Raw genomic sequence first — 19,993 nt, forward strand, 5'->3', positions numbered from 1 at the left:
CAAAGTATGCCTGCATACGCTCGGGTGTGCTCCAAGTTACCCCACTTTTTGATGGTGTAATTTTGGTGTAAACCCAGCGCCAAACCATGCCAAAACACGCCAAAATCGTAGTGGGTACAATTATGGCGCACATGCTATATCTAATTGAAAAATAAGAGAAAATTATCATTTCTCTACGCTAAAATTTACCCCTTCCAGCACCATGGGAGTATGCGAGGATAGGTCTATTTTATCCATTAAACTCAATAGATTATGAACTACGCTATGGCTTCTTGGTGTAGTTCCGATGTAATTTTAGCCGTGCAATACAAAAAGCAGGTGTTGGCCCACCGCGTCGGGACTTGGGTTGCGCGGCTTGGCGTAGATCATGGCTCTGTGGTTATCGCTCATGCGCGTAGTTCATGGCACTGTTCAGCACATGCAATACCGTGACTGGTTCGGCGTCAACGCGATAAAGGATCAGATAGTTGTCGTGTATGCGTCTGCGCACACCCTATTTTTCGTAGCGAGGAACAGGTCGGCTATGGTCTGTGTCCGGGCGCGGGAGTCAAGCACGCAGCATAGCTTTTTTGATAACAGTTATCAAACAGCGATCACCAACCGCAGCGCTCGCACATCGCCCTGAGGATCGACTTCGGCCCAATTTATCGGAGAACCTTTCCGTCGATACGCTGGCCGAAGTCGCTCACATGAGCCGCCGGACCTTTACACGTCGCTTTCGGGAAGCCACGGGCACCACCGTTACCAAATGGCTGAACGCTGAACGGGTGGCTCAAGCCCAGCGACTGCTCGAGACCACTGAGCGTTCTGTGGAGTGTATTGCTTCGGAGGTTGGCTTCGGCACAACCTTGTCCCTGCGACAGCAGTTCGCGAGTCAGTTGGGCACTTCGCCCTCAAATTACCGGCGCACTTTCTTCAACAGCCTGCAAGCCTGATAATGAGCGCGGATCGCGCTATGGATATGTGAAACGGCCCGGAACAATTTGAACTGAAGATGGTATGGAAAAATTAAGAAGCGCACTCGACGCCCGCCAAGTCACAATTTACTTTCTGGCGATTATTGGAGGCGCTGCGTTTGGGCTGACCACGCCTGCCGCCAGTTCTTTTGAGCGCGTCATCAATCCAGCTCTGGCGTTAATGCTTTTTGCGACCTTCTTTCAGGTGCCTCTGGCGGAAATCGCTGCGGCATTTCGCAATGTCCGCTTTATAGCTGCGCTTGTTGCGGCGAACTTCGTGGCGATGCCTGCTATTTCCGCAGGGCTGATTCAGCTTCTGCCTGAGGACCCCATGCTGCGGTTGGGTGTACTGTTTGTCTTGCTCACGCCCTGCATCGACTACGTCATTACCTTCACCCATCTGGGCAGAGGAAATGCGCGCGCATTGCTTGCGATGACGCCCATGCTGCTGGTCTTGCAGATGCTGCTTCTGCCGGCCTACCTGAACTTCATGCTGGGAAGCGAGGTTTCGAATATCGTGGCGGCAGGTCCGTTTCTTCATGCCTTCATCTGGCTGATCGCTGTGCCACTTGTCTTGGCAGCGGTGGTGCAGGCCCTGATGCGTCGTAATGAAAAACTGGCCAAAGCAGGCCGTGTGCTTGATTTGCTTCCCGTTCCGGCTACCGCGTTCGTGTTGTTCGTTGTGTTGGCGTCGGTCATGCCGCAAATCGGCCTGGCACAGAGAGCGGCATTGCATGCGGCGCCGATCTATATCGTTTTCGCGCTTATTGCGCCGCTGATCGGCAAGCTCGCTGCAGGCCTCATGCGTCTGGATGCCATATCGGCCAGAGCCGTCTCGTTCTCGGCGTCCTACCGCAATTCGCTGGTCATTCTGCCACTCGCCTTCGCCGTGCCGGGGGGCGTTCCTTTGCTTCCGGCTGTCATCCTGACGCAAACCATCGTCGAACTGTGTTTCTTGCCTGTGTATGTGCGTTTGATCCCTCGGTTGTCCTGAGAGCTGGCCACCCGCAGCGTGTCAAAGCAGAGCGTGATCCACGGCCGTGCCCATCCACAAAATCAGACGGTGAATGAGCTGCTGGCAATGTCGTACTACCATCCGTCCATCGAAGAGTTGCTGCAAAGCGCGCTGAAATCCGCTGCCAGCCGGCTTCGGTTCTGAACCCTCCCTTTATTGGTTTGCTCATTTGATTATGACCCAAGATCCCCAGCATCAAGTTCTGAAAGTGCTGCAGCATGCGCCTACGTCCGCGGCCCTTCAGCGGGCGCGCAACAACGCGATGAACCTCAGGCGGGATGCGCCTGAGGTAGATATACACATCGTCGTCAATGCCGAGGCCGTCGCCGCTGCCTTGGATCAGGCGCACGCGGAGGCCGACGCGTTCACCTGGGCGTGCCCGAATACCTTGGCGCGACTCAATAAGGAAAGCCGGGCGCCCCTTCGCGTGCTGGACCGAGCCGCCATCCTCGAACTTGTCCGCCTGCAGCAGGACGGGTGGATATACATTCGATCATAGTCGTGCTTATGTCGGACCCGCGTCAGAAGGGAATGGCCACCCGCAGGCTAAGTTCCTGATTGCGGAAGCCCGTCGCCATCTGGGCCTTGTACTCCGCGCGCAGTTCGTACTTGTCTTCCGCAAAGAGCTGAACGCCTGCACCCACGTTGAACATCCGTGTGGGCATTGCAGTCGTCGAGTTGAAGGTGACTCCGGGCCTGCCGTTGTCGGAGAAGGACACCGTGCTGTTCAGTCCTTTGTTGTTGATGAACGTTGCGCCGAGCGACACATAGGGGCGCAGCCATCCGTATCCGCCCAGGTCGACGCGCGTACCGGCTTCTATCGTCGGCTCGAATGCAACGCTCCATTCTTTCATGGAGCTGGCCTGCAGTGTTGCGCCGTCTCCGGACAGCGTATAGCCGGGCATGTAAGTATGAAGTACGTCGAGTTCGGCATAGGGGCGGATGTACCAGTCGCCGAATGTATGCTCGTACGCGGCTCGCAGCCTCACGCCGGCGGTCCAGACTTCATTCGTATTGGCTGCGCTCCATAGGTCGTCGCCAATCGTGAAGAGCGAGCTGGAGTCATAGCTTCCATATCCGGCATGTACGGCGCCCGCCAACAACCATGGGCCGGCCTGGTCAATTTGCCCGGCATAAGGTCGCTTCACGATAAATCAGTCTCAGGCTGCAGTTACATTTAGTTAAGAGGCGTAAGTATATCGTGACCGCAGTCGGATCATGTGGTTTTTTCACTTCATTCGCCGCCCGATTCGTACTCTTTGATTACAGCGATCGCCGCGTCGAAATCGTCGTCGGGAACGGAAACGTGAGCCAAGCCGAAAGGCGGCAGATCACCGACGGCGCCCTGAAGATAGTGGCCGGCGACGTAGGCGTCTATACCGCTGGCGGTCAGCATGCCCGACACGATGTGCGCTTCGAGGATATCAGCGGCTCTATAGACGATCTTCATGGCGGTCTCCGGTGTGCTGCGGGCCGCGCCTTCCAGACGCCGGCTTCCTCCGGCTATCTTAAGTTCCGCCATGGCATGCCGCAATGGAGGAATGCGTCAACAAAGCTTCCGCTCTTAATTTGTTATGTTATAACATTGCATTTTCTCGCGATGCTTAAGCCAGCCGCGCTTCTTTGTTTTTCCATTTCAGCAGGAGTATTCATGCGACCGACACCCCGCCCCTTGACGCTCGCCCTGGTCATGGCGTTTGCTTCATCCGCCCATGCGCAGACAACCGCCGCTACGACCACCCGGGTCGAAAGCCTGCAGCCCATCATCGTGACGGCCAATCCGTTAAGCCTGGATAGCGACAGCTTGACGACGCCGGCCAGTGTGCTGCAAGGCGAACGCCTGACGATGGGCCGGCGTGGGACGCTCGGGGAACTGCTTGAAAGCGAACCGGGCGTGCGCGCCGATACTTTCGGCGGCGGCGCGAGCCGGCCCGTCATCCGCGGGCAGACGGCGCCGCGCGTCAAGGTCCTGAGCGATGGATCGGAAGTGGCAGACGCATCGGCCGTGTCGCCCGATCACGTCGTTACCGTCGACACACTGCTGGCCCGCCGTGTGGAAATCCTGCGCGGACCTTCGGCGCTGCTGTATGGCGGAGGCGCGATCGGCGGCGTGGTCAATGTGCTGGACGACAAGATCCCCACCGAAGTGCCGGAAAACGGCTTTAGCGGATCGGTCGAGGTGCTTGGCTCCAGCGCAGCGAAGGAGCGTGCGGGTGCGGTGAGCCTGACGGCGGGAGAAGGCAATATCGCCGTCCATGTTGAAGGGGCCAGGCGCCGTGCCGATGATTATCGCGTGGCGGACTGGACCGACAGCAGAGTTCCCAACTCCAATGCCGACAGCACGACAGGCAGCGTCGGGCTGTCGTTCATAGGAAGCCGTGGCTACCTCGGCGCCGCCTACTCGTATCGCGAGGACGACTATGGTTTGCCCGGCCATAGTCATGAGTACGAGGACTGCCATCCTCATGGCTCGACGCTGCATTGCGGCGGCCATGGCCATGATCACGACCATGATCACGGCCACGATCACGATCATGATCATGGCGAGCATGCCGCGACGGCGCACTTGCGCAGCAAGCGGCTGGATATCCGAGGCGAGCTACGCGATCCGTTCGCAGGCTTCTCGGATCTGCGATTCCGTGGCGGGTACACAGACTACCGGCACGACGAGCGCGACGACGGTGAGTTGGGGACGACTTTCACCAATCGGGGTTACGACGGACGATTGGAGTTGCGCCACAAACCGCTGGGCGGGTGGGACGGCGTAATCGGCATGCAGGCATCCCGTTACGATTTTGCGTCCTTTGGGGGCGCGGAGAACTTCATTCCCAAGACGCGCACGCAGTCGACCGGCGTGTTCATGCTGGAGAACTATCAATGGAACGACTGGCGCTTCGAACTGGGCGCGCGCCACGAGTGGCAATCGGTCAGTCCGGAAAGCGGTACCCAGCCCGACTACGATGACAGGGCCACGTCGCTGTCAGCGGGAGCGAGCTGGAACTTCGTGCCGGGATACGCCGCCTCTTTATCGGTATCGCGGTCGCAGCGCATGCCGAACGCGCAGGAACTCTACGCCCGGGGCGTACACTTTGCCACGCTGACTTATGAGAAGGGCAACGCCAATCTGGACAAGGAGACCGCGCGCACGGTCGACCTGGGTCTGCGCAAGACCGACGGAGACCTGCGCTTTGCAGTCAATTTCTTTCTTAGCCGCATCAATGGCTACATCTATGGCAATACGCTGGATCGCCACGAGGACTTCCGCCTGATCGAGTACACGCAAGGCGATGCGTCTTTCGCGGGCGTAGAGGCCGAAGCCTCGTACCGGGTATCGCCCAACTTGTCGGTGGCCGTTTTTGGCGACTACGTGCGTGGCAAGCTGCGCGACGGAGCCGGCAATCTGCCCCGCATACCCGCTGCCCGTGTGGGCGCGCGCACCGACTTGGCGTGGGACCGTTGGGGCGGCTTCCTGGAATACACGCAGGTTTTGCGCCAGAGCCGCATTGCAAGCTATGAAGAGTCCACGTCGGGTTATGGGCTGTTGGGCGCAGGCGTCTCGTACAAGGGCAAGATGGCCGGCACCGATTACCTGCTTTACCTGCGGGGCAGCAATCTGCTGAACAAGCTTGCCTACAACCACGCCTCGTTCATCTCCCGTGCGGCGCCCATCCAGGGCCGCAGCATCATGGCCGGGATAAGGGTGGAGTTCTGAGCATGAGGACAGATCCTATGGGGACCGCCCCCGTGGGTCTGTCCCCTCATGTATGGGATCCGCCCCCCACAAGACTGCTATGGCGCGGCCTGCTTGTCCCGGGGCAGGAAATACAAGACCAGCAGCGTGCATGCGCCGGCCGCGGCGAAGGCATAGTCATAGTGCCCGGTGACCGCGACGAAGGCCGCGAAGGCGGTGGGGGCCAGCATGTTGACCAGATTGACCAATATGCTCGATCCGGCCGCCGTTTCCGAAATCAGGTCGGGCGGCGAGCGTCGGGCCACTTCGGCGATCTGCACCCCGTTCCAGCTTGCTGCCGAGCATCCCGCAACGAAGGCCAACAGGACGATGGTCCATAGAGGCCATTGGGCATTGCTTGCGCCAAGCAGTGCCGTCGTCGCCGCCGAGACCAGGGCCGCCAGGGACAGCGAGGCGGTGGCCGAGCGTAAATGGTCGGAGAGCCAGCCCAATCCGATGCGGCCGATGACGCCCCCCGTCTGCATCACGGCAAACACGGCGCCCGCCTCTCCAAGCGAGTACCCCAGTCGGTCTATCAGGTAGATCACGGTGAACGTGAACCAGCAGCTTTGCGAAACGGCGAAGAGGCTTCCGACCACGGAGATCTTCAGCAGGCCGCGATTGCGCATCAGGGATCGCAGAGGCGCATTGAGTGCCTGCAGCGAATGCCGGCCTGGCTTGGTCAGCCACCGTCGGCCCGTGGCGGGAGGGCCGTCGATCCTGGCGCTCACCCGCCAGGTCAGCATGGTCGGCAGGACGACCAGCGCCGCGCAGACGAAGAGAGCGGTTCGCCACCCCGCGCAGGCCACCATCACGGGAATCAGCAGACCGGCGATGACGCCGCCGAGCGGGACCCCGGCCTGTTTGATGGAGAAGACGAGATTGCGCTTGCCGGGAGGAGAAAACCGTTGCAGGACTTCGCTTCCGGCGGGATTCGCGGCGCCATTGCTCAGGCCCATCACGAAGCACGCCGCCAAGGCGATGCCGACACTCGGATGCAGAAACAAGGCCATGCTGGCGGCCCCGGCGAACAGCGTGAGCTGCAGCGTCCGCATTCCTCCTATCAGCTTGAACAAGGCCGAGCCCGCGACCAGGACGGCCAGGCCTCCCATTGAGTTGCTGGCGGTGAGATAGCCGATGGAGCTGCCGCTCCATCCGAACTCTTCGGAGACAGCCGGAGCGATGATGGGTATGAACCTCGACAGGAATGCGGCGATGGTCTGCAGGATGAATATTGCCGCTATAGGTACAAGCCAGGTAGGCGCCGCCCGTGTCATGGATATCTCTTGGAGTTCTTTTGCCGAAGTGTCGTAGTTTGATCCAAGAACGGAACCACGGCAAACGGGGGCGGACATGGCACGCCGCTTGCTGCCTGCAGCCTGCGCCGTGAGCGCACCGCTCCCACTCCCCACTCGCTCGAGGAGGACGTATTGATGACCATTATCATTGAACGCAGGTATTCCGAAGCCATCCATCCCATCCATGCGTTGTTATTGGCCGGCACCATTCCCTTGTTTCTCGGCGCCGCCTTGAGCGATTTCGCCTACGCGTCGACTTATGAAATCCAGTGGTCGAATTTCGCGTCCTGGCTCATCGTCGGAGGGCTGATCTTTACCGGCGTCGCGCTGGTCTTTGCGATTGTGGACCTGTGCCGCGCCCATCGCCGTGCGCGCGGCATCGGCCTGTACGTCGTCCTCTTGCTGGTCACGCTGGTGCTCGGCTTCTTCAATGCCTTGACGCATGCACGGGATGCATGGGCAGTCATGCCCACCGGGCTCGCTCTATCGGTGATCGTGACCGTGCTTGCCTGCGTGGCGACATGGTTCGGCTTCGGCACCCCGCGTATTGGAGGTGCGAAATGAGATATCCGAGCCTGTTTACGATCGTCGCGCTCTCGGCGCTGCTGGCGGCCTGCGGAAAGGAAACGGAACCGTTGCAAGTGGGCCCCAATCCCGAGCTGCCGGCGCCCGAGCGCGGCTTTTTGCCCGATATGGTCATCGCCGAGCCGGCGGAATGGGGTGACCGGCTGCCTACTGTGCCGGAAGGCTACACAATCACCGCCATCGCCAAAGATCTGAAGATTCCGCGCCAGACGCTGGTGCTGCCCAATGGAGACATTCTGGTTGCCGAAGGCCGGGGCGGCAGCGCGCCCGCGCTCAAGCCCAAGGACGTCATTGCCGGCTACATCAAGGCGCAAGGCACCAGTCCGGTGAAGGGCGGCAACCGATTGACCTTGCTGCGCGATGCGGACGGCGACGGCACTTATGAATTGAAGACGGTGTTCGCGGACAACCTCAACGCGCCATACGGACTTGCGCTGATCGAAGGTGATCTGTACGTGGCCAACCAGGATGCCTTGGTCCGGTTCGCCTACCAGGAAGGACAGACCGAAGCCGGCGGGGCGCCGGAGAAGGTGACGGATCTTCCCTCGGCGATCAATCATCATTGGACCAAGGCCCTGGCGGCCAGCGCCGATGGCCGCTTCCTGTATGTGGGCATCGGTTCGAACAGCAACATCACCGAGCGTGGCATGACCGCCGAGGTCGACCGCGCCATGGTCTGGCAGGTGGATGCCGACACCGGAGCGCACAAACCCTATGCGACGGGCCTGCGCAATCCCACCGCGCTCACCGTCCAGCCCGGAACGGGACAACTATGGGCCGTGGTCAACGAGCGGGACGAGATCGGTCCCAATCTGGTTCCGGACTATCTCACCGCCGTAAAGGAGGGCGGTTTCTACGGCTGGCCCTACAGCTATTGGGGAAAGAACGTGGATGAACGGGTTCGCCCGCAAAATCCGGACAAGGTCGCTTCGGCGATCACGCCCGACTATAGCCTCGGGTCCCACGTGGCGGCGCTGGGACTGTCATTCTCCAATTCCGCAATGGGCCAGCAGTTCGGGGAAGGCGCTTTCGTGGGCGAGCATGGCAGCTGGAACCGCCCGGATCCGGTCGGCTACAAAGTCGTTTTCGTGCCATTCCGCGATGGCCGTCCATCCGGCCCGCCGGTGGATTTTGTCAGTGGATTCCGCGACAGTGACGGCACGACCCGCGGGCGTCCCGTTGGCGTGACGGTGGATCCGCGCGGCGCCCTCATCGTCGCCGACGATCTATCGAACAAGGTCTGGCGCATAACGCCGAACTGATCGTGGGTCAGACTGATCGTGGGGTCAGACCCCGAACGGGGTCTGACCCCTGGTCCGAGAAAACCTTGGCGTCAGACCCCGAATGGGGTCTGACCTCTTGTCCGAGCATTCTTGGGGTCAGACCCCATGCGGGGTCTGACCCCTAACCGGCGGGCTGCCCCACAGAGACGATCGTGGCCTGCATGAGCGCAATGACTTTGCCGGATCCGCCCATGAAGGCCTGCACTTCGCCGGAGCAGATGGTCAGCAGCCTTCCCGCATTCTGCACTTTTCCGATGGCCAGGAAGCGCTCGCCGACGGCGGGACGCAGGAAATTGATCTTGAACTCAGCGGTGACGACCTCGGACCCCGCGGGCGCCTTCGTCAGGGCCGCATAGCCGCATGCGCTGTCGACGATGCTTGTGATGGCGCCGGCGTGGACATAGCCGTGCTGCTGGGAAAGCGCTGTCGAGAACGGCAGGGCGATATGCACTTCGCCGTCCGACACTTGGGTCAAGTGCGCGCCCAGAGTGGCCATCAGGCCTTGCTTGCTGAAGCTTTCGGAGACGAGCTTGTCGAGATCGATCATGGTGAATCTTTTTACCACAAGGCGATCTTGGCGTAGTTGCGGGCAGCGAAATTGTCGTGCTTTTGATACACACGCGCACGTTGCCATGGAGTATGGTTGAGCCTGCGAAGCGCGCCTTGTGTCGGGCGCTGGACACTTACCCCAGAAGGCTTGCCCATGACCCGCATCCGTGAACTGAGCACTCCCGCCGCCGTCATTGACACCGAGCGCATGCAGCGCAACATCGATCGCATGCAGGGCCGTATGAGCAACTTGGGCGTGAGCTTCCGTCCTCACGTCAAAACCAGCAAGTGCCTTCCTGTCGTCAAGGCGCAGATTGCCGCCGGGGCGCGCGGCATCACGGTTTCCACACTGAAAGAGGCAGAGCAGTTTTTCGAGGCGGGTATCGCCGATATCCTTTATGCCGTCGGTATGACGCCCGACAAACTCCCCAGGGCGCTCGCGCTTTGCCGGCGCGGCTGCAACCTCAAGCTCATCACCGACAATGTCGCGGCGGCGCGGGAAATCGAAACTTTCGGCAAACAGCACGGAACGGCATTCGAGGTCTGGATCGAAATCGACACCGACGACCACCGATCGGGCATCAGGCCCGACGATGCCTTGCTGCTGGAAGTCGCGGACGCACTGCAGGGCACGGGGGCGCGGCTGGGCGGTGTGATGACGCATGCCGGCTCCAGCTACGACTGCGACAGCCGCGAGGCCTTGCTTGCCATTTCCGAACAAGAACGGGCCGGCGCAGTCCTGGCCGCCCAGCGCATACGGGACCATGGCGCGGCTTGTGCAGGTGTCAGCGTCGGTTCTACTCCCACGGCCTTGTCGGCGGCGCAGCTCGAAGGCGTAACAGAAGTGCGCGCCGGGGTCTACGTGTTCTTCGATCTGGTGATGCGCAATGTCGGGGTGTGCGCCATGGACGACATCGCACTGAGCGTCCTGACCACCGTCATTGGGCACCAGAAGGAGAAAGGCTGGGCCATCGTCGATGCCGGCTGGATGGCAATGAGCCGGGATCACGGCACGCAAAGGCAAAAGCGGGATTTCGGCTATGGCCAGGTATGCGCGGAAGACGGCGCCGTACTGGAAGACTACATCATGAGCGGCGCCAATCAGGAACATGGCATTCTTTCCCGTTCCGGCGAGCCGGACGACCGCATTGCCGAGCGCTTCCCCATCGGTACCCGTCTGCGCATCATGCCCAATCACGCCTGCGCCACCGCCGCGCAGTATCCGGAATATCAAGTCCTGCGGCCCGACGGCGGCACCGAGGCCTGGCCGCGTTTCTATGGCTGGTGACGGGGCAAGGGTGGCCATATGCCGACGGACTTGCCACAACGCTTTTTGCGCCGCATAGCCAGGCTGTTCAATGTGGAGCCTCACGAGGCGCCCGCAGTGGTCGCCGGACTGGCCATGTTTTTCCTGTTGTTCACTTCCTATTTCATGCTGCGCCCGGTACGTGAGACCATGGGCATAGCGGGCGGCGTAAAGAATCTCCAATGGCTGTTCACCGGTACTTTCGTCGCCACGCTGATCGTTTTGCCGGTCTTCGGATGGCTTGCGTCAAAGCTGCCCCGGCGGACATTGCTGCCTTGGCTGTATGCGGGCTGCGCGGTGCTGCTGGCCGGCTTCGCCGTCAGCTTCCGGCTGGATCCCGACAACCTCTGGGTGGCGCGCGGCTTCTATATCTGGCTGTCCGTATTCAATCTGGTGGCGATATCGCTGGCATGGAGCGTCCTGGCCGACGTCCTGCGTGCGCCCCAGGCCAAGCGCACGTTTGCCTTGATCGCAAGCGGCGCGAGCATAGGTGGTTTGACGGGGCCGGTAGCCGGCGCAGTGCTGGTAGGGCCCTTGGGCCATGCGGGGCTGCTGATGATCTCGGCGATGCTGCTGTTGGCGAGCGCGGCGGCGGCTGCCGCTCTGCACCGCTGGCGAGACGCCCATCCCATCCAGGACGGCGACGGCGATACCTCGCGCAGCGAACCCCTGGGCGGCAACCCCTTCGAAGGCGCGACCGAGACCTTGCGGTCTCCCTATCTTGTCGGCATTACGATCTTCGTCTTGCTGCTGGCCAGCATCAACACCTTTCTTTACTTCGAACAAGCGCGCCTGGTCGCGGAATATTTCCCGGACCGTGCCGCCCAGACGCGGGTGTTTGGCATGATCGACGCGGTGGTGCAGGCGCTGTCGCTGATCATCCAGGCCTTCTTCACGGGCCAGGTAGCCAAGCGACTGGGCGTCGGCGTGTTGCTCGTATCGGTGCCTGCGGCAATGGTCCTGGGTTTTCTGGCTCTGGCGATGGCGCCGGTATTCGCCGTGTTTGTCGTGGTCATGGTCATGCGCCGGGTAGGGGAGTACGCGCTGGTGAGGCCGGGACGCGAAATGCTTTACACGGTGGTGCCTCCGGCGCAGAAGTACAAGGCAAAGAACTTCATCGATACCGTCGTGTATCGGGGCGGGGACGCGGTCAGCGGCTGGGTGAAGCGGGGCATAGATGTGGTCAGCGAAAACCCGGCGGTCGCAATGATATTCGCGGCGGTGCTGGCGGCGTGCTGGGGCGTTTGCGGCTACTTTTTAGGACGCCGGGAACAGGCCCTGGAAGGCAGTTCCGTAGGGGGTCAGACCCCAAATGGGGTCTGACCCCGGAGGGCCCGCTCGGTATCGCAAGGGGTCAGACCCCGTACGGGGTCTGACCCCCTTTCCCTCGCTTGTACGGGGTCTGACCTCTTTGGGCCTCGCTTGTAGCCATGCTGCCAACTGCGGTAACGTAGCGGGATCACGTTTTCATTGAGGCGGAATCCATGCAACAGCAAGTTGGCGGCGCGGCGGCGCCTGAAGCGCTTTCGATCCTGGCATTCTGGCGTGAAGCCGGGCCGGAAAAATGGTTCATGAAGTCCGATGCCTTCGACCTGATGTTTCGCGACCGTTTTCTGGACCTGCACATGGCGGCTGCCCGCCGGCAACTGGACGACTGGGCACATTGCGCCGAAGGCGCGCTGGCTTTGCTGATCTTGCTGGACCAATTGCCTCGCAATGCGTTCCGCGGCACCGCGCATATGTACGCCACGGACGAGCTGGCCCTGCATTTTGCGCAACGCATGGTGGAGAAGGAGCTCGATCAGCAGATCCCGGCTGACCTGCGCGTGTTTTGCTATCTGCCCTTCATGCATTCCGAACGTCTTGATCTTCAGGAAAAGTCGGTAGCGCTCTACCGGATTCTGGGAGGATCGTCGCTGCCCTTCGCCGAAGAACATCTGGACATCATCCGTCAATTCGGGCGCTTTCCTCATCGCAATCCCATGCTGGGGCGCGAAACCACACCGGCCGAGCAGGCATTCATCGACGCGGGTGGCTTCGCAGGATAGGGTCAGACCCGGCAGGGTCTGACCCTGGTCCACGTTGGGGTCAGACCCCGTCCGGAGTCTGACCCCTCATCTGGTCTTCGGAAAGGGCCTGACCCTGGTCCATGCCGGGGTCAGACCCCATTCGGGGTCTGACCCCTCACCTGATCTTCGGGCCAATAGTAGGCGTCGCCATAGATGCGGCCGCCGAAAATCGCAGTGCCTATGCGCACTTCGGTGGACCCCTCTTCAATGGCGATTTCGAAGTCGCCGCTCATGCCCATCGACAGGCGTTCCAGTTCGATGTTGTCGATGCCTTCCTGCCGCACGCGGTCGCGTAGTTCGCGCAGTGTCCGGAAGCAGGCGCGCACGGCATCGCGGTCGGGGGCGTTGATCGCAAGAGTCATGAGTCCGCGTATGCGCAATGAGGGCGTTTCCCTTGCCACTCGACGCAGAAAGCCGGGCAACTCTTCCGGCGGCAGGCCGTATTTGCTGGGCTCGATAGAGGTCTTGACCTGCACCAAGGCGTCCATGCCGCGTCCTTCCTGCTGAAGGCGGCGGTCCAGTGCGATGGCCAGGTCCATGCGGTCAAGGGACTGGATCTCCGACGCCATGCGGGCAATGTCCTTGGCCTTGTTGGTTTGGAGATGGCCGATCATGACCCAATCGATGCCGCAGTCGCTCAAGGGTTCGTACTTGCTGCGTATCTCTTGCGCCTTGTTCTCGCCGAGCCGCCGCACGCCCGCGGCGACCGCTTCCCGGATGGCGGCTTCGCCGAAAGTCTTGCTGACTGGCAGGAGCTGAATGGCGGCGGGATCACGGCCCGCGCTCAGTGCGACGTCGCGGATCCGTTCGCGCATGAGCGCGAGACGGGAAGATATGGTGCTTGCTTCTGTCATGGCATTCAAAGCGCGTCGCGCACTTGGGCGGTGATTTCGTAGGAACGGAGCCGGGCGGCGTGATCGAACATATTGGACGTGATCATGAGCTCGTCGGCGCCGGTTGCCGACAGGAACGCCTTGAGCTGCGTCGCAACCGTGTCCGCCGAGCCGATCGCGGAGCACGAAAGCACATGATTGAGCAGCTCCTGCGCCTGAGGGCCCAACTGCTCCAGATAGCCCTGCACCGGCGGTGGCAGGCGGCTGGGGCGCCCGCTGCGCAGGTTGACGAAGGATTGCTGCCACGATGTCGCCAGGAATTGCGCTTCGTCGTCCGTATCGGCGGCAAAGACGTTGAACCCGAGCATGACATAAGGGCGGTCCAGGCTGGCCGAGGGCTTGAAGTTCGCGCGGTAGAGCTGGATGGCGTGCATCATTTGCTGGGGCGCAAAATGAGAGGCGAAGGCATAGGGCAGTCCAAGGGCGGCCGCCAATTGCGCGCCGAACAGGCTGGACCCGAGTATCCAGACCGGAACGTTCAGGCCCTTGCCGGGAACCGCCATGACGGTCTGGCGAGGCTCGTCGGACATGAAGTCCATGAGTTCGACGACGTCCCGGGGGAACTCGTCGGCATCCGACGCGAGGTTGCGCCGCAGGGCGCGCGCCGTCGCCTGGTCCGAGCCGGGTGCGCGGCCAAGGCCCAGATCGATACGACCGGGATACAAGGATTCCAGCGTACCGAACTGTTCGGCGATCACCAGCGGAGAATGATTGGGCAGCATGATGCCGCCGGCGCCGACACGGATGGTCGAGGTGCCGGCCGCGACATGCGAAATCAGGATGGAGGTGGCCGCGCTGGCAATGCCCGGCATGCCATGATGCTCGGCCATCCAGATGCGCCGATAGCCCCAGCGCTCACCATGCCGGGCAAGATCGAGCGTATTCTGGAACGAGCGGGCGGCAGTGCTGCCTTCGGCGATGGGGGAGAGATCGAGTATGGAAAATGGTGTCATGTCGCCTGAGTTGAGCGCGAGTCGGGAAAAGCAATAGGTTACTACGAGATCCCGGGTCTGCTGCCCACTCGCGCGCCCACCACCATTTCAGTGATCCATCCCACGAGTATGGATGTATACGCCTGCTGGCAGATCTTGGAGCTCAAGGCATGATCGGCGCCGTCGACCACGCGATGCGTGAGGGAATGGGAATTCCGGAAGGCGGCGCGATAGCTCATGATCGTTGCATGGGGCACCAGGTGGTCGTGCTCGGACTCGACCAGCAGGACGTCGCCCCGAAACGCCGTGCATGCGGCCAGCGCGCGATTTTCTTCCGGGCTTACCGGCGCTTTGCGATAGACGGCCAGGTCCTGGCGGTTCAGCTGTCTTTTTGGCGTATCCCAATCCGTGTCCCGATAAAGCGACGGGACTCTCAGCGACAGCCACTTGACCGGCCGAAGCGTGGTCAGGACAGCGGACAGATACGCGCCGTAGCTCGTTCCCACCACGGCGATGGAGCGTGGATCGATAGAAGGATGCTGGGCAAGCAGGTCATAGGCCGAGATGATGTCCCGCAGATTCTCTTCGCGCGTCACGGTCTGTTGACGGGCGGAGCCTTTTTCGTGACCGCGCAGATCGAAGGTCAGGCACACGCAGCCCAGCCCCGCAATGCCGCGCGCACGGTCCAGGTCGCGTTCCTGGCTGCCGCCCCATCCGTGGACGAACAGAATGCCGGGTACCTTGGTTTCCGGTGCGAGAAAAGTGCCTGCAAGGCGTTCTTCTTCCACCAGGATCTCAATGCTCGTGCTGCTAGTTCCCATAAGCTTCTACCTGTACATACTTGCTGATGAGACCGATGTCCGGGTCGACGCCTTGAAACAGCCTCTCGGCGCCTTCGGGCGCCTCGTGCGTGCCGAAAATCTCGATGGTCCGGGCGCGCAGCGCCTTGCAACCGCTGTCCGCGGCGAACTTTTGCAGCGCGGCGACTTCCGCGGCGCTTGCGCCGCCAATGCGCCATGATTGCTCAAGGACTCCGCAGCGAATTTCGCCGCGCGGCGTCGTGCCGCTTGCAATATCATAGTTTCGTCGCGAGGCCGTCAATCCTGGAAAACATCGCCCAGCCGCTTCATCGTAGCGCCGGGCCTGCGCGATGGCACGGCGTTCTTCATCGCCGAGCGCCAGTGCAAGCAGCGCATCGAATTCGCCGCGTACCAGGGTAAGGTTCGATCCCCCGTACACCAGCTCGCCCTGATTGTCGCGCGTCAGGCTCTGCGTGCCGACATAGCTCGTCACCAAGCCGCCTATCGCGACCCGGCCCACGCTGAAAGTCTTGACGTCCTCCAGATGTTCTTCCAGCACCAGTCCGTGGGATTCCAGATCGTCGTCCCGCTGGTGGTCCAGCGCGGCCAGAAGCTCCCGGCGCGATTCAATTCGTATTTGGCCGCGGCCGGCAGTGGCCAGTACGGGCTTGATGCGCACAGGTCCGGATGACAGCAGCGTCTCGCCCGCCTGCATGGCGTCGTCGAGAGTGAACGCGGAGTATCCCGCCAGAACGCTGTCGCGCACATCAGTGCCGAATTGGCAGGACCAGCCTGCGGGCGCCTTGCCGTCCGAACGCAGTATGGAATGGGTAATGGCCTTCGTCGCAACGAAGGGGTGCGGAACGATACCGCCGAACAGGTCTGCTTCCGAGGCGAGCCTCAGTTGCCGCGCTCGTTCCAGGCCGATTATGGTGTCGCTGGGCACGAGATAAGCCGGTTCGGTCGGCGTGCGTGCGGCATCGAAGCGGCCACCGTATCGGACTCCGAGGAGTCCCGCGATACGGCGCGCAAGTTCCTCATGGACTGCCTGTTCATGCTCTGGCTCGCGCGCACGCGCGGATAGAACGTACACCTCGCCGCGATGTGCGTTCTTGCTGGATTCGTAAGGAGCCATTCAGGATTGCGTATCGTCCGCTTTTTTGGTGGTCACCGACACAGGGTCGCTGGCGGGGAAGCTTTCTTCAATGGCCTCATCCAAAGTCTTTTCTTCAGGAACGGCCTCATTTTCTTTTTTGGACGGTTTGGCGGTTTCGTTGGCCGCGTGATCATTGCGGGTTTCGGGTTTTGATGTGGATACGGACACCGGATCGCTCGCCGGAAAGGTTGCTTCGAGCGCGGAGTCCAGCGTTTCGTCCCGGCCGGGATTGTCTTTCGATGTTGGAAAAGGAGTGGTGTTCTTTTCTTTGTCGGTATCGGGCTGTTTCATGGTGGGCTCCTGAGGGGCCAGAGTCCGTCAATGCTGAAGGCAGGCGGCACTGGCCCTAGATATCGACGGAGCCTCCGGGGAGGCTACCGTCAGGACGTAGTGCGTCTTATCCAGCCACTTCTACTTTGGGCAGCGCTTTCAGCTGGTCTTTGGTATAGCCGGAAAGCACGAGCTTGTCGCCGGTCTGGTTGATTTCATTGAACGGAATCGCTACGTCGCGCTCGCCCATTCCCAGAAAGCCCCCCGCGCCGATGATGAAGTAGATCGCCTTGCCATCCGAGGCCAGGACGACATCATTGATTTCCCCTATCTTTTCATCATTCTCATTGACCACGGTCTTACCCATGATCTTCTGCTTGACGCTTACACCGGTGATGGACTCCTTGGGCTCCGGGGCGGGAGCTGCGGCACCAGGCATGGTGGGTGCGGCGCCAGGCGCTGCGGGGGCGGGCGTTCCGGGAGCCGCCGGGCTTCCGGGAGTCCCGGGGCTGCCGGGCGCCGTGGGGTTGGTGGGTGCCGGCGCGGTGCTTTGCGCGAAAGCGACGGGAACGATGGCCGTGGAGAGCGAACATAAGGTTGCGGCAAGAAGCTTTTTCATAGGTTATCTCCTGAGTTGGCCAGACGAACCATCTGGCCTTCGTCGATGAGGCAGCAAGCAGCGTGCCAGCGCGGGGCAAAACCGTATCTGGTTATTGCTGGCACGCTGCTTGCTGTATGGCAGACAAGCACATGCACACCGTGATGTGCGTCCAAATTTAGATAGGGGTTTGATATGAAAACGACAAAACGAATTGCTGCAGGCACAGTATTGTTGGCCGTTTCTTTAAGTCTGGCCGCATGTGGCGGAATGTCACGTCAGGGTAAGAACACGGCCATAGGCGCCGGCGTCGGCGCAGTGGGTGGAGCCGTGCTCACCGGTGGCAGCACTCTGGGAACGCTGGGCGGCGCAGCAGTGGGCGGTGTCGTGGGCCACGAAGCCAGTAAATAATACAAGACCAAGTTTTTTTACACGAAAGGGAGCCGATATGCTTTATACACTGGCCGTTGTCCTGATTGTCTTGTGGCTGTTGGGCCTGGTTACCTCTTATACATTGGGCGGCTTCATCCACGTGCTGATCGTCGTCGCGATCATCATGGTGCTGGTGCGCCTGATCACCGGCCGTTCGCTTTGATGTTGGGGTCAGACCCCATACGGGGTCTGACCCCGCCCGTTCGCTTTGGTAATGGGGTCAGACCCTATAGGGTCTGACCCCGCGGCCTTCGGGCCTGATCCCGTCACCCGTCGCGCAAGAGGATTTATCATTCGGGTTTTCCACTCCTCTTGTGCGACGGGTAAGCCATGCTTGAAAGACTCCGTGACCTGCCGGCATTGATGCCGCATATTGAATTCCTGGCTTTCAATCTCGTAGTGACCATCGCCATCCTTATTGTCGGATGGTCTTTATCTTCATTTGCCGGACGCAGCCTGCGCAGGCTGGCCGCCAATTCCCCACGCATCGATCCCACCATCGTCCCCATGGTGTATACGGCGACTGTCTGGGCGATTCGCATCTTCGTGGTCATTGCGGTATTGGCCCGCTTCGGCATTCAAACGGCAAGCATCATCACTGTGCTGGGTGCGGCGGGACTCGCGATTGGCCTGGCGTTGCAGGGCACTTTGCAGAACATTGCGGCGGGCATCATGTTGCTGGTGCTTCGACCGCTGCGCACGGGAGAGTACGTATCCGTCGTCGGCAAGGGAGACGGCACGGTCGCGGAAGTAGGCCTCTTCCTTACGCGGCTGGTCCAGGCAGACGGCATACATCTCACTTTGCCCAATGGGCTGGTGTGGGGAAGCACCATCATCAATTACAGCCGGAACGAAACGCGGCGCCTGGATATCGAGGTGTCGATCCCTTATAGCGACGACCTGGAACTGGCGATACGGGAGCTTACCGACCTGGTGCGGAGCCATGAATACGCGTTGCCCGATCCCGCTCCACAAGTCCTGGTGACGGATTATCGCGAAAACACCACCATACTGACGATTCGGGTCTGGGCTCCCGCGAAAAAGCACTGGAACTTGCGCTGCGACCTGTACCGCGACGCGCTGCAACGGCTCGGACGCGCCGGGTCGGGGGCGGACCCCATGCGGGGTCCGACCCCATAGCGCGGCGGCAGGAGACCGGAGTCAGACCCCGCATGGCAGGATCGGGGTCAGATCCCCATGGGGTCTGACCCCCCAGGGAAGGCGGGGCCACAGGTCGGTTGGGGTCAGACCCCGTACGGGGTCTGACCCCACGCCCCTCAAAGCTTGTCGGCGATGCTGCGCAGGCCGTCCTGGATCAGCCCGGCGATCTCGCGCTGCCGGCTTGCCGGCATGCGCTCGGTGATGGCGGTCACGCTGATGGCAAGCGTAGGATGCCCCTTGCTGTCGCACAGGGCGCAGCCGACTCCCAGGGCACCCCGCACCGCATAGTTTCCCACCACCGAATACCCGCGCGTGCGGGTGTTTTGTACCAACTGACGCATTTCCCGCGGCGACATGCCGCTGTATTGTTCGAGCTCTTTGCTGTTCAGCGCGATGATGTCCTCGACGGATTCGTCATCGAGCCGTGCAAGCAGCGCAAGCCCGCCCGACCCTACGCCCAGGGGCTGGCGCTTGCCCGCGAATGTGGCCAGGATCTGCACCGGATAAGGACCGATCTCACGCCAGAGGCTGAGGGACTCGTGCTTGTCCTGGACCACCAGGAAAACGGCGTCACCGGTAAGCGCGGCCAGTTTCTGCATGGCCGGAAGAGCAAGTTCGATGCGCGGATCGCGCTGCGGCACCGTCAATGCCATGGCGCTGGTGGCCATGAACCGCTTGGTGCCTGGAACGCTTTTGGCAAACCCGTCTTCGACCAGCGCGCTGAGCAGACGATAGATGGTCGGGCGCTGCAGCCCGGTCAGCCTTGCCAACTGGGTGACGCTCAGTCCCGCTTGCGTATTCTCCTGCAAACAGCGTAAAACTTGTAGGCCGCGCCGCAGTGTGCGAGGACCCGAACTGGCGTTTTCTTCGGAAAAAGTGTCCACTGCGTGTACTTCTTGGTTTGATTTCAAGTCGATATCGATCAGAATAGAGCGGTTCATTATAAATCGTCCAACGGAC

At 61.2% G+C, this 19,993-nt stretch carries 24 protein-coding genes and 1 pseudogene; 13 read left to right on the forward strand and 12 right to left on the reverse strand.

Features of this window, described 5'->3' with window-relative positions; genetic code table 11:
- Window positions 1-635 precede the first annotated feature (635 nt).
- The 4 genes and pseudogenes from ACSBPU_RS06510 to ACSBPU_RS06525 all read left to right on the forward strand — a co-directional run.
- Window positions 636-935: pseudogene (locus ACSBPU_RS06510) on the forward strand (helix-turn-helix domain-containing protein); the annotation flags it as partial.
- 64 nt (window positions 936-999) lie between these two features.
- Window positions 1,000-1,950 carry an arsenic resistance protein gene (locus ACSBPU_RS06515; protein ID WP_442596556.1) on the forward strand — a complete coding sequence of 317 codons (951 nt, stop codon included), beginning with the start codon at window positions 1,000-1,002 and terminating at the stop codon, window positions 1,948-1,950.
- Window positions 1,951-1,968: 18 nt separating this feature from the next.
- Window positions 1,969-2,115 carry a hypothetical protein gene (locus ACSBPU_RS06520; RefSeq protein ID WP_442596558.1) on the forward strand — a complete coding sequence of 49 codons (147 nt, stop codon included), beginning with the start codon at window positions 1,969-1,971 and terminating at the stop codon, window positions 2,113-2,115.
- 31 nt (window positions 2,116-2,146) lie between these two features.
- On the forward strand, window positions 2,147-2,470 hold the full coding sequence (locus tag ACSBPU_RS06525) for a hypothetical protein (RefSeq protein WP_442596560.1): 324 nt from the start codon (window positions 2,147-2,149) through the stop codon (window positions 2,468-2,470).
- 22 nt (window positions 2,471-2,492) lie between these two features.
- On the opposite strand, the gene ACSBPU_RS06530 is transcribed toward ACSBPU_RS06525, so the two are convergent.
- Window positions 2,493-3,119 carry an autotransporter outer membrane beta-barrel domain-containing protein gene (locus ACSBPU_RS06530; protein WP_442596562.1) on the reverse strand — a complete coding sequence of 209 codons (627 nt, stop codon included), beginning with the start codon at window positions 3,117-3,119 and terminating at the stop codon, window positions 2,493-2,495.
- A gap of 86 nt (window positions 3,120-3,205) precedes the next feature.
- Window positions 3,206-3,493 carry a putative signal transducing protein gene (locus ACSBPU_RS06535; protein WP_442596564.1) on the reverse strand — a complete coding sequence of 96 codons (288 nt, stop codon included), beginning with the start codon at window positions 3,491-3,493 and terminating at the stop codon, window positions 3,206-3,208.
- 129 nt (window positions 3,494-3,622) lie between these two features.
- Here ACSBPU_RS06535 and ACSBPU_RS06540 point away from each other — a divergent pair, with 129 nt between their 5' ends.
- Window positions 3,623-5,683, forward strand: coding sequence for a TonB-dependent receptor domain-containing protein (locus tag ACSBPU_RS06540; protein WP_442596566.1), 2,061 nt, complete (start codon window positions 3,623-3,625; stop codon window positions 5,681-5,683).
- A gap of 77 nt (window positions 5,684-5,760) precedes the next feature.
- Here ACSBPU_RS06540 and ACSBPU_RS06545 read toward each other — a convergent pair whose 3' ends face one another.
- Window positions 5,761-6,978, reverse strand: a complete 1,218-nt coding sequence (locus ACSBPU_RS06545; RefSeq protein ID WP_442596568.1) for an MFS transporter — start codon at window positions 6,976-6,978, stop codon at window positions 5,761-5,763.
- A 156-nt stretch (window positions 6,979-7,134) separates the two neighbouring features.
- Here ACSBPU_RS06545 and ACSBPU_RS06550 point away from each other — a divergent pair, with 156 nt between their 5' ends.
- Window positions 7,135-7,563: a DUF2231 domain-containing protein gene (locus ACSBPU_RS06550; RefSeq protein WP_442596570.1), complete on the forward strand. Its 429-nt coding sequence runs from the start codon at window positions 7,135-7,137 to the stop codon at window positions 7,561-7,563.
- Window positions 7,560-8,846 carry a PQQ-dependent sugar dehydrogenase gene (locus ACSBPU_RS06555; RefSeq protein ID WP_442596572.1) on the forward strand — a complete coding sequence of 429 codons (1,287 nt, stop codon included), beginning with the start codon at window positions 7,560-7,562 and terminating at the stop codon, window positions 8,844-8,846. Before ACSBPU_RS06550 ends, ACSBPU_RS06555 begins: the two co-directional genes overlap by 4 nt.
- A 142-nt stretch (window positions 8,847-8,988) precedes the next feature.
- On the opposite strand, the gene ACSBPU_RS06560 is transcribed toward ACSBPU_RS06555, so the two are convergent.
- Together ACSBPU_RS06560 and ACSBPU_RS06565 are read right to left on the reverse strand one after the other, a co-directional pair.
- Window positions 8,989-9,414 carry a PaaI family thioesterase gene (locus ACSBPU_RS06560; RefSeq protein ID WP_442596574.1) on the reverse strand — a complete coding sequence of 142 codons (426 nt, stop codon included), beginning with the start codon at window positions 9,412-9,414 and terminating at the stop codon, window positions 8,989-8,991.
- A gap of 11 nt (window positions 9,415-9,425) precedes the next feature.
- The gene (locus tag ACSBPU_RS06565) at window positions 9,426-9,572 is read right to left on the reverse strand and encodes a hypothetical protein (RefSeq protein WP_180067813.1); all 147 of its coding nucleotides are present in this window, start codon (window positions 9,570-9,572) and stop codon (window positions 9,426-9,428) included.
- Between ACSBPU_RS06565 and ACSBPU_RS06570 the strand changes: the two genes are divergently transcribed.
- The 3 genes from ACSBPU_RS06570 to ACSBPU_RS06580 all read left to right on the forward strand — a co-directional run bounded on the left by ACSBPU_RS06570 (window position 9,571) and on the right by ACSBPU_RS06580 (window position 12,770).
- A complete protein-coding gene (locus tag ACSBPU_RS06570; RefSeq protein ID WP_442596576.1) occupies window positions 9,571-10,704 on the forward strand; it encodes a DSD1 family PLP-dependent enzyme in 1,134 nt (377 codons plus the stop codon). The two genes, ACSBPU_RS06565 and ACSBPU_RS06570, sit on opposite strands and share 2 nt — an antisense overlap.
- 18 nt (window positions 10,705-10,722) lie before the next feature.
- On the forward strand, window positions 10,723-12,045 hold the full coding sequence (locus ACSBPU_RS06575; RefSeq protein ID WP_442596578.1) for an NTP/NDP exchange transporter: 1,323 nt from the start codon (window positions 10,723-10,725) through the stop codon (window positions 12,043-12,045).
- Between the two features lie 161 nt (window positions 12,046-12,206).
- Window positions 12,207-12,770, forward strand: coding sequence for a DUF924 family protein (locus ACSBPU_RS06580; protein WP_442596580.1), 564 nt, complete (start codon window positions 12,207-12,209; stop codon window positions 12,768-12,770).
- A gap of 110 nt (window positions 12,771-12,880) precedes the next feature.
- Here ACSBPU_RS06580 and ACSBPU_RS06585 read toward each other — a convergent pair whose 3' ends face one another.
- From ACSBPU_RS06585 to ACSBPU_RS06610, 6 genes are all read right to left on the reverse strand, one after another.
- A complete protein-coding gene (locus tag ACSBPU_RS06585) occupies window positions 12,881-13,645 on the reverse strand; it encodes a YggS family pyridoxal phosphate-dependent enzyme (RefSeq protein WP_442596582.1) in 765 nt (254 codons plus the stop codon).
- 5 nt (window positions 13,646-13,650) lie between these two features.
- On the reverse strand, window positions 13,651-14,637 hold the full coding sequence (locus ACSBPU_RS06590; RefSeq protein WP_180067818.1) for an MsnO8 family LLM class oxidoreductase: 987 nt from the start codon (window positions 14,635-14,637) through the stop codon (window positions 13,651-13,653).
- 41 nt (window positions 14,638-14,678) lie between these two features.
- Window positions 14,679-15,437 carry an alpha/beta fold hydrolase gene (locus tag ACSBPU_RS06595; protein ID WP_180067819.1) on the reverse strand — a complete coding sequence of 253 codons (759 nt, stop codon included), beginning with the start codon at window positions 15,435-15,437 and terminating at the stop codon, window positions 14,679-14,681.
- The gene (locus ACSBPU_RS06600) at window positions 15,427-16,551 is read right to left on the reverse strand and encodes a DUF3182 family protein (RefSeq protein WP_442596585.1); all 1,125 of its coding nucleotides are present in this window, start codon (window positions 16,549-16,551) and stop codon (window positions 15,427-15,429) included. Before ACSBPU_RS06600 ends, ACSBPU_RS06595 begins: the two co-directional genes overlap by 11 nt.
- The gene (locus tag ACSBPU_RS06605; RefSeq protein ID WP_442596587.1) at window positions 16,552-16,863 is read right to left on the reverse strand and encodes a hypothetical protein; all 312 of its coding nucleotides are present in this window, start codon (window positions 16,861-16,863) and stop codon (window positions 16,552-16,554) included.
- 106 nt (window positions 16,864-16,969) lie between these two features.
- Window positions 16,970-17,461, reverse strand: a complete 492-nt coding sequence (locus tag ACSBPU_RS06610; RefSeq protein WP_442596589.1) for a PRC-barrel domain-containing protein — start codon at window positions 17,459-17,461, stop codon at window positions 16,970-16,972.
- Window positions 17,462-17,635: 174 nt separating this feature from the next.
- On the opposite strand from ACSBPU_RS06610, the gene ACSBPU_RS06615 reads away from it, so the two are divergent.
- The 3 genes from ACSBPU_RS06615 (at window position 17,636) to ACSBPU_RS06625 (ending at window position 19,012) form a co-directional block, all read left to right on the forward strand.
- The gene (locus tag ACSBPU_RS06615) at window positions 17,636-17,851 is read left to right on the forward strand and encodes a glycine zipper 2TM domain-containing protein (RefSeq protein ID WP_180067822.1); all 216 of its coding nucleotides are present in this window, start codon (window positions 17,636-17,638) and stop codon (window positions 17,849-17,851) included.
- 37 nt (window positions 17,852-17,888) lie between these two features.
- Window positions 17,889-18,035 carry a lmo0937 family membrane protein gene (locus ACSBPU_RS06620; protein WP_180067823.1) on the forward strand — a complete coding sequence of 49 codons (147 nt, stop codon included), beginning with the start codon at window positions 17,889-17,891 and terminating at the stop codon, window positions 18,033-18,035.
- Window positions 18,036-18,202: 167 nt separating this feature from the next.
- A complete protein-coding gene (locus ACSBPU_RS06625) occupies window positions 18,203-19,012 on the forward strand; it encodes a mechanosensitive ion channel family protein (protein WP_442596592.1) in 810 nt (269 codons plus the stop codon).
- A 137-nt stretch (window positions 19,013-19,149) separates the two neighbouring features.
- On the opposite strand, the gene ACSBPU_RS06630 is transcribed toward ACSBPU_RS06625, so the two are convergent.
- Window positions 19,150-19,974 carry an IclR family transcriptional regulator gene (locus ACSBPU_RS06630; RefSeq protein ID WP_442596594.1) on the reverse strand — a complete coding sequence of 275 codons (825 nt, stop codon included), beginning with the start codon at window positions 19,972-19,974 and terminating at the stop codon, window positions 19,150-19,152.
- Window positions 19,975-19,993: the final 19 nt, after the last annotated feature.

Origin of the sequence: Parapusillimonas sp. JC17 (genome assembly GCF_052180245.1) — a bacterium.
Lineage (GTDB): Bacteria > Pseudomonadota > Gammaproteobacteria > Burkholderiales > Burkholderiaceae_B > Parapusillimonas.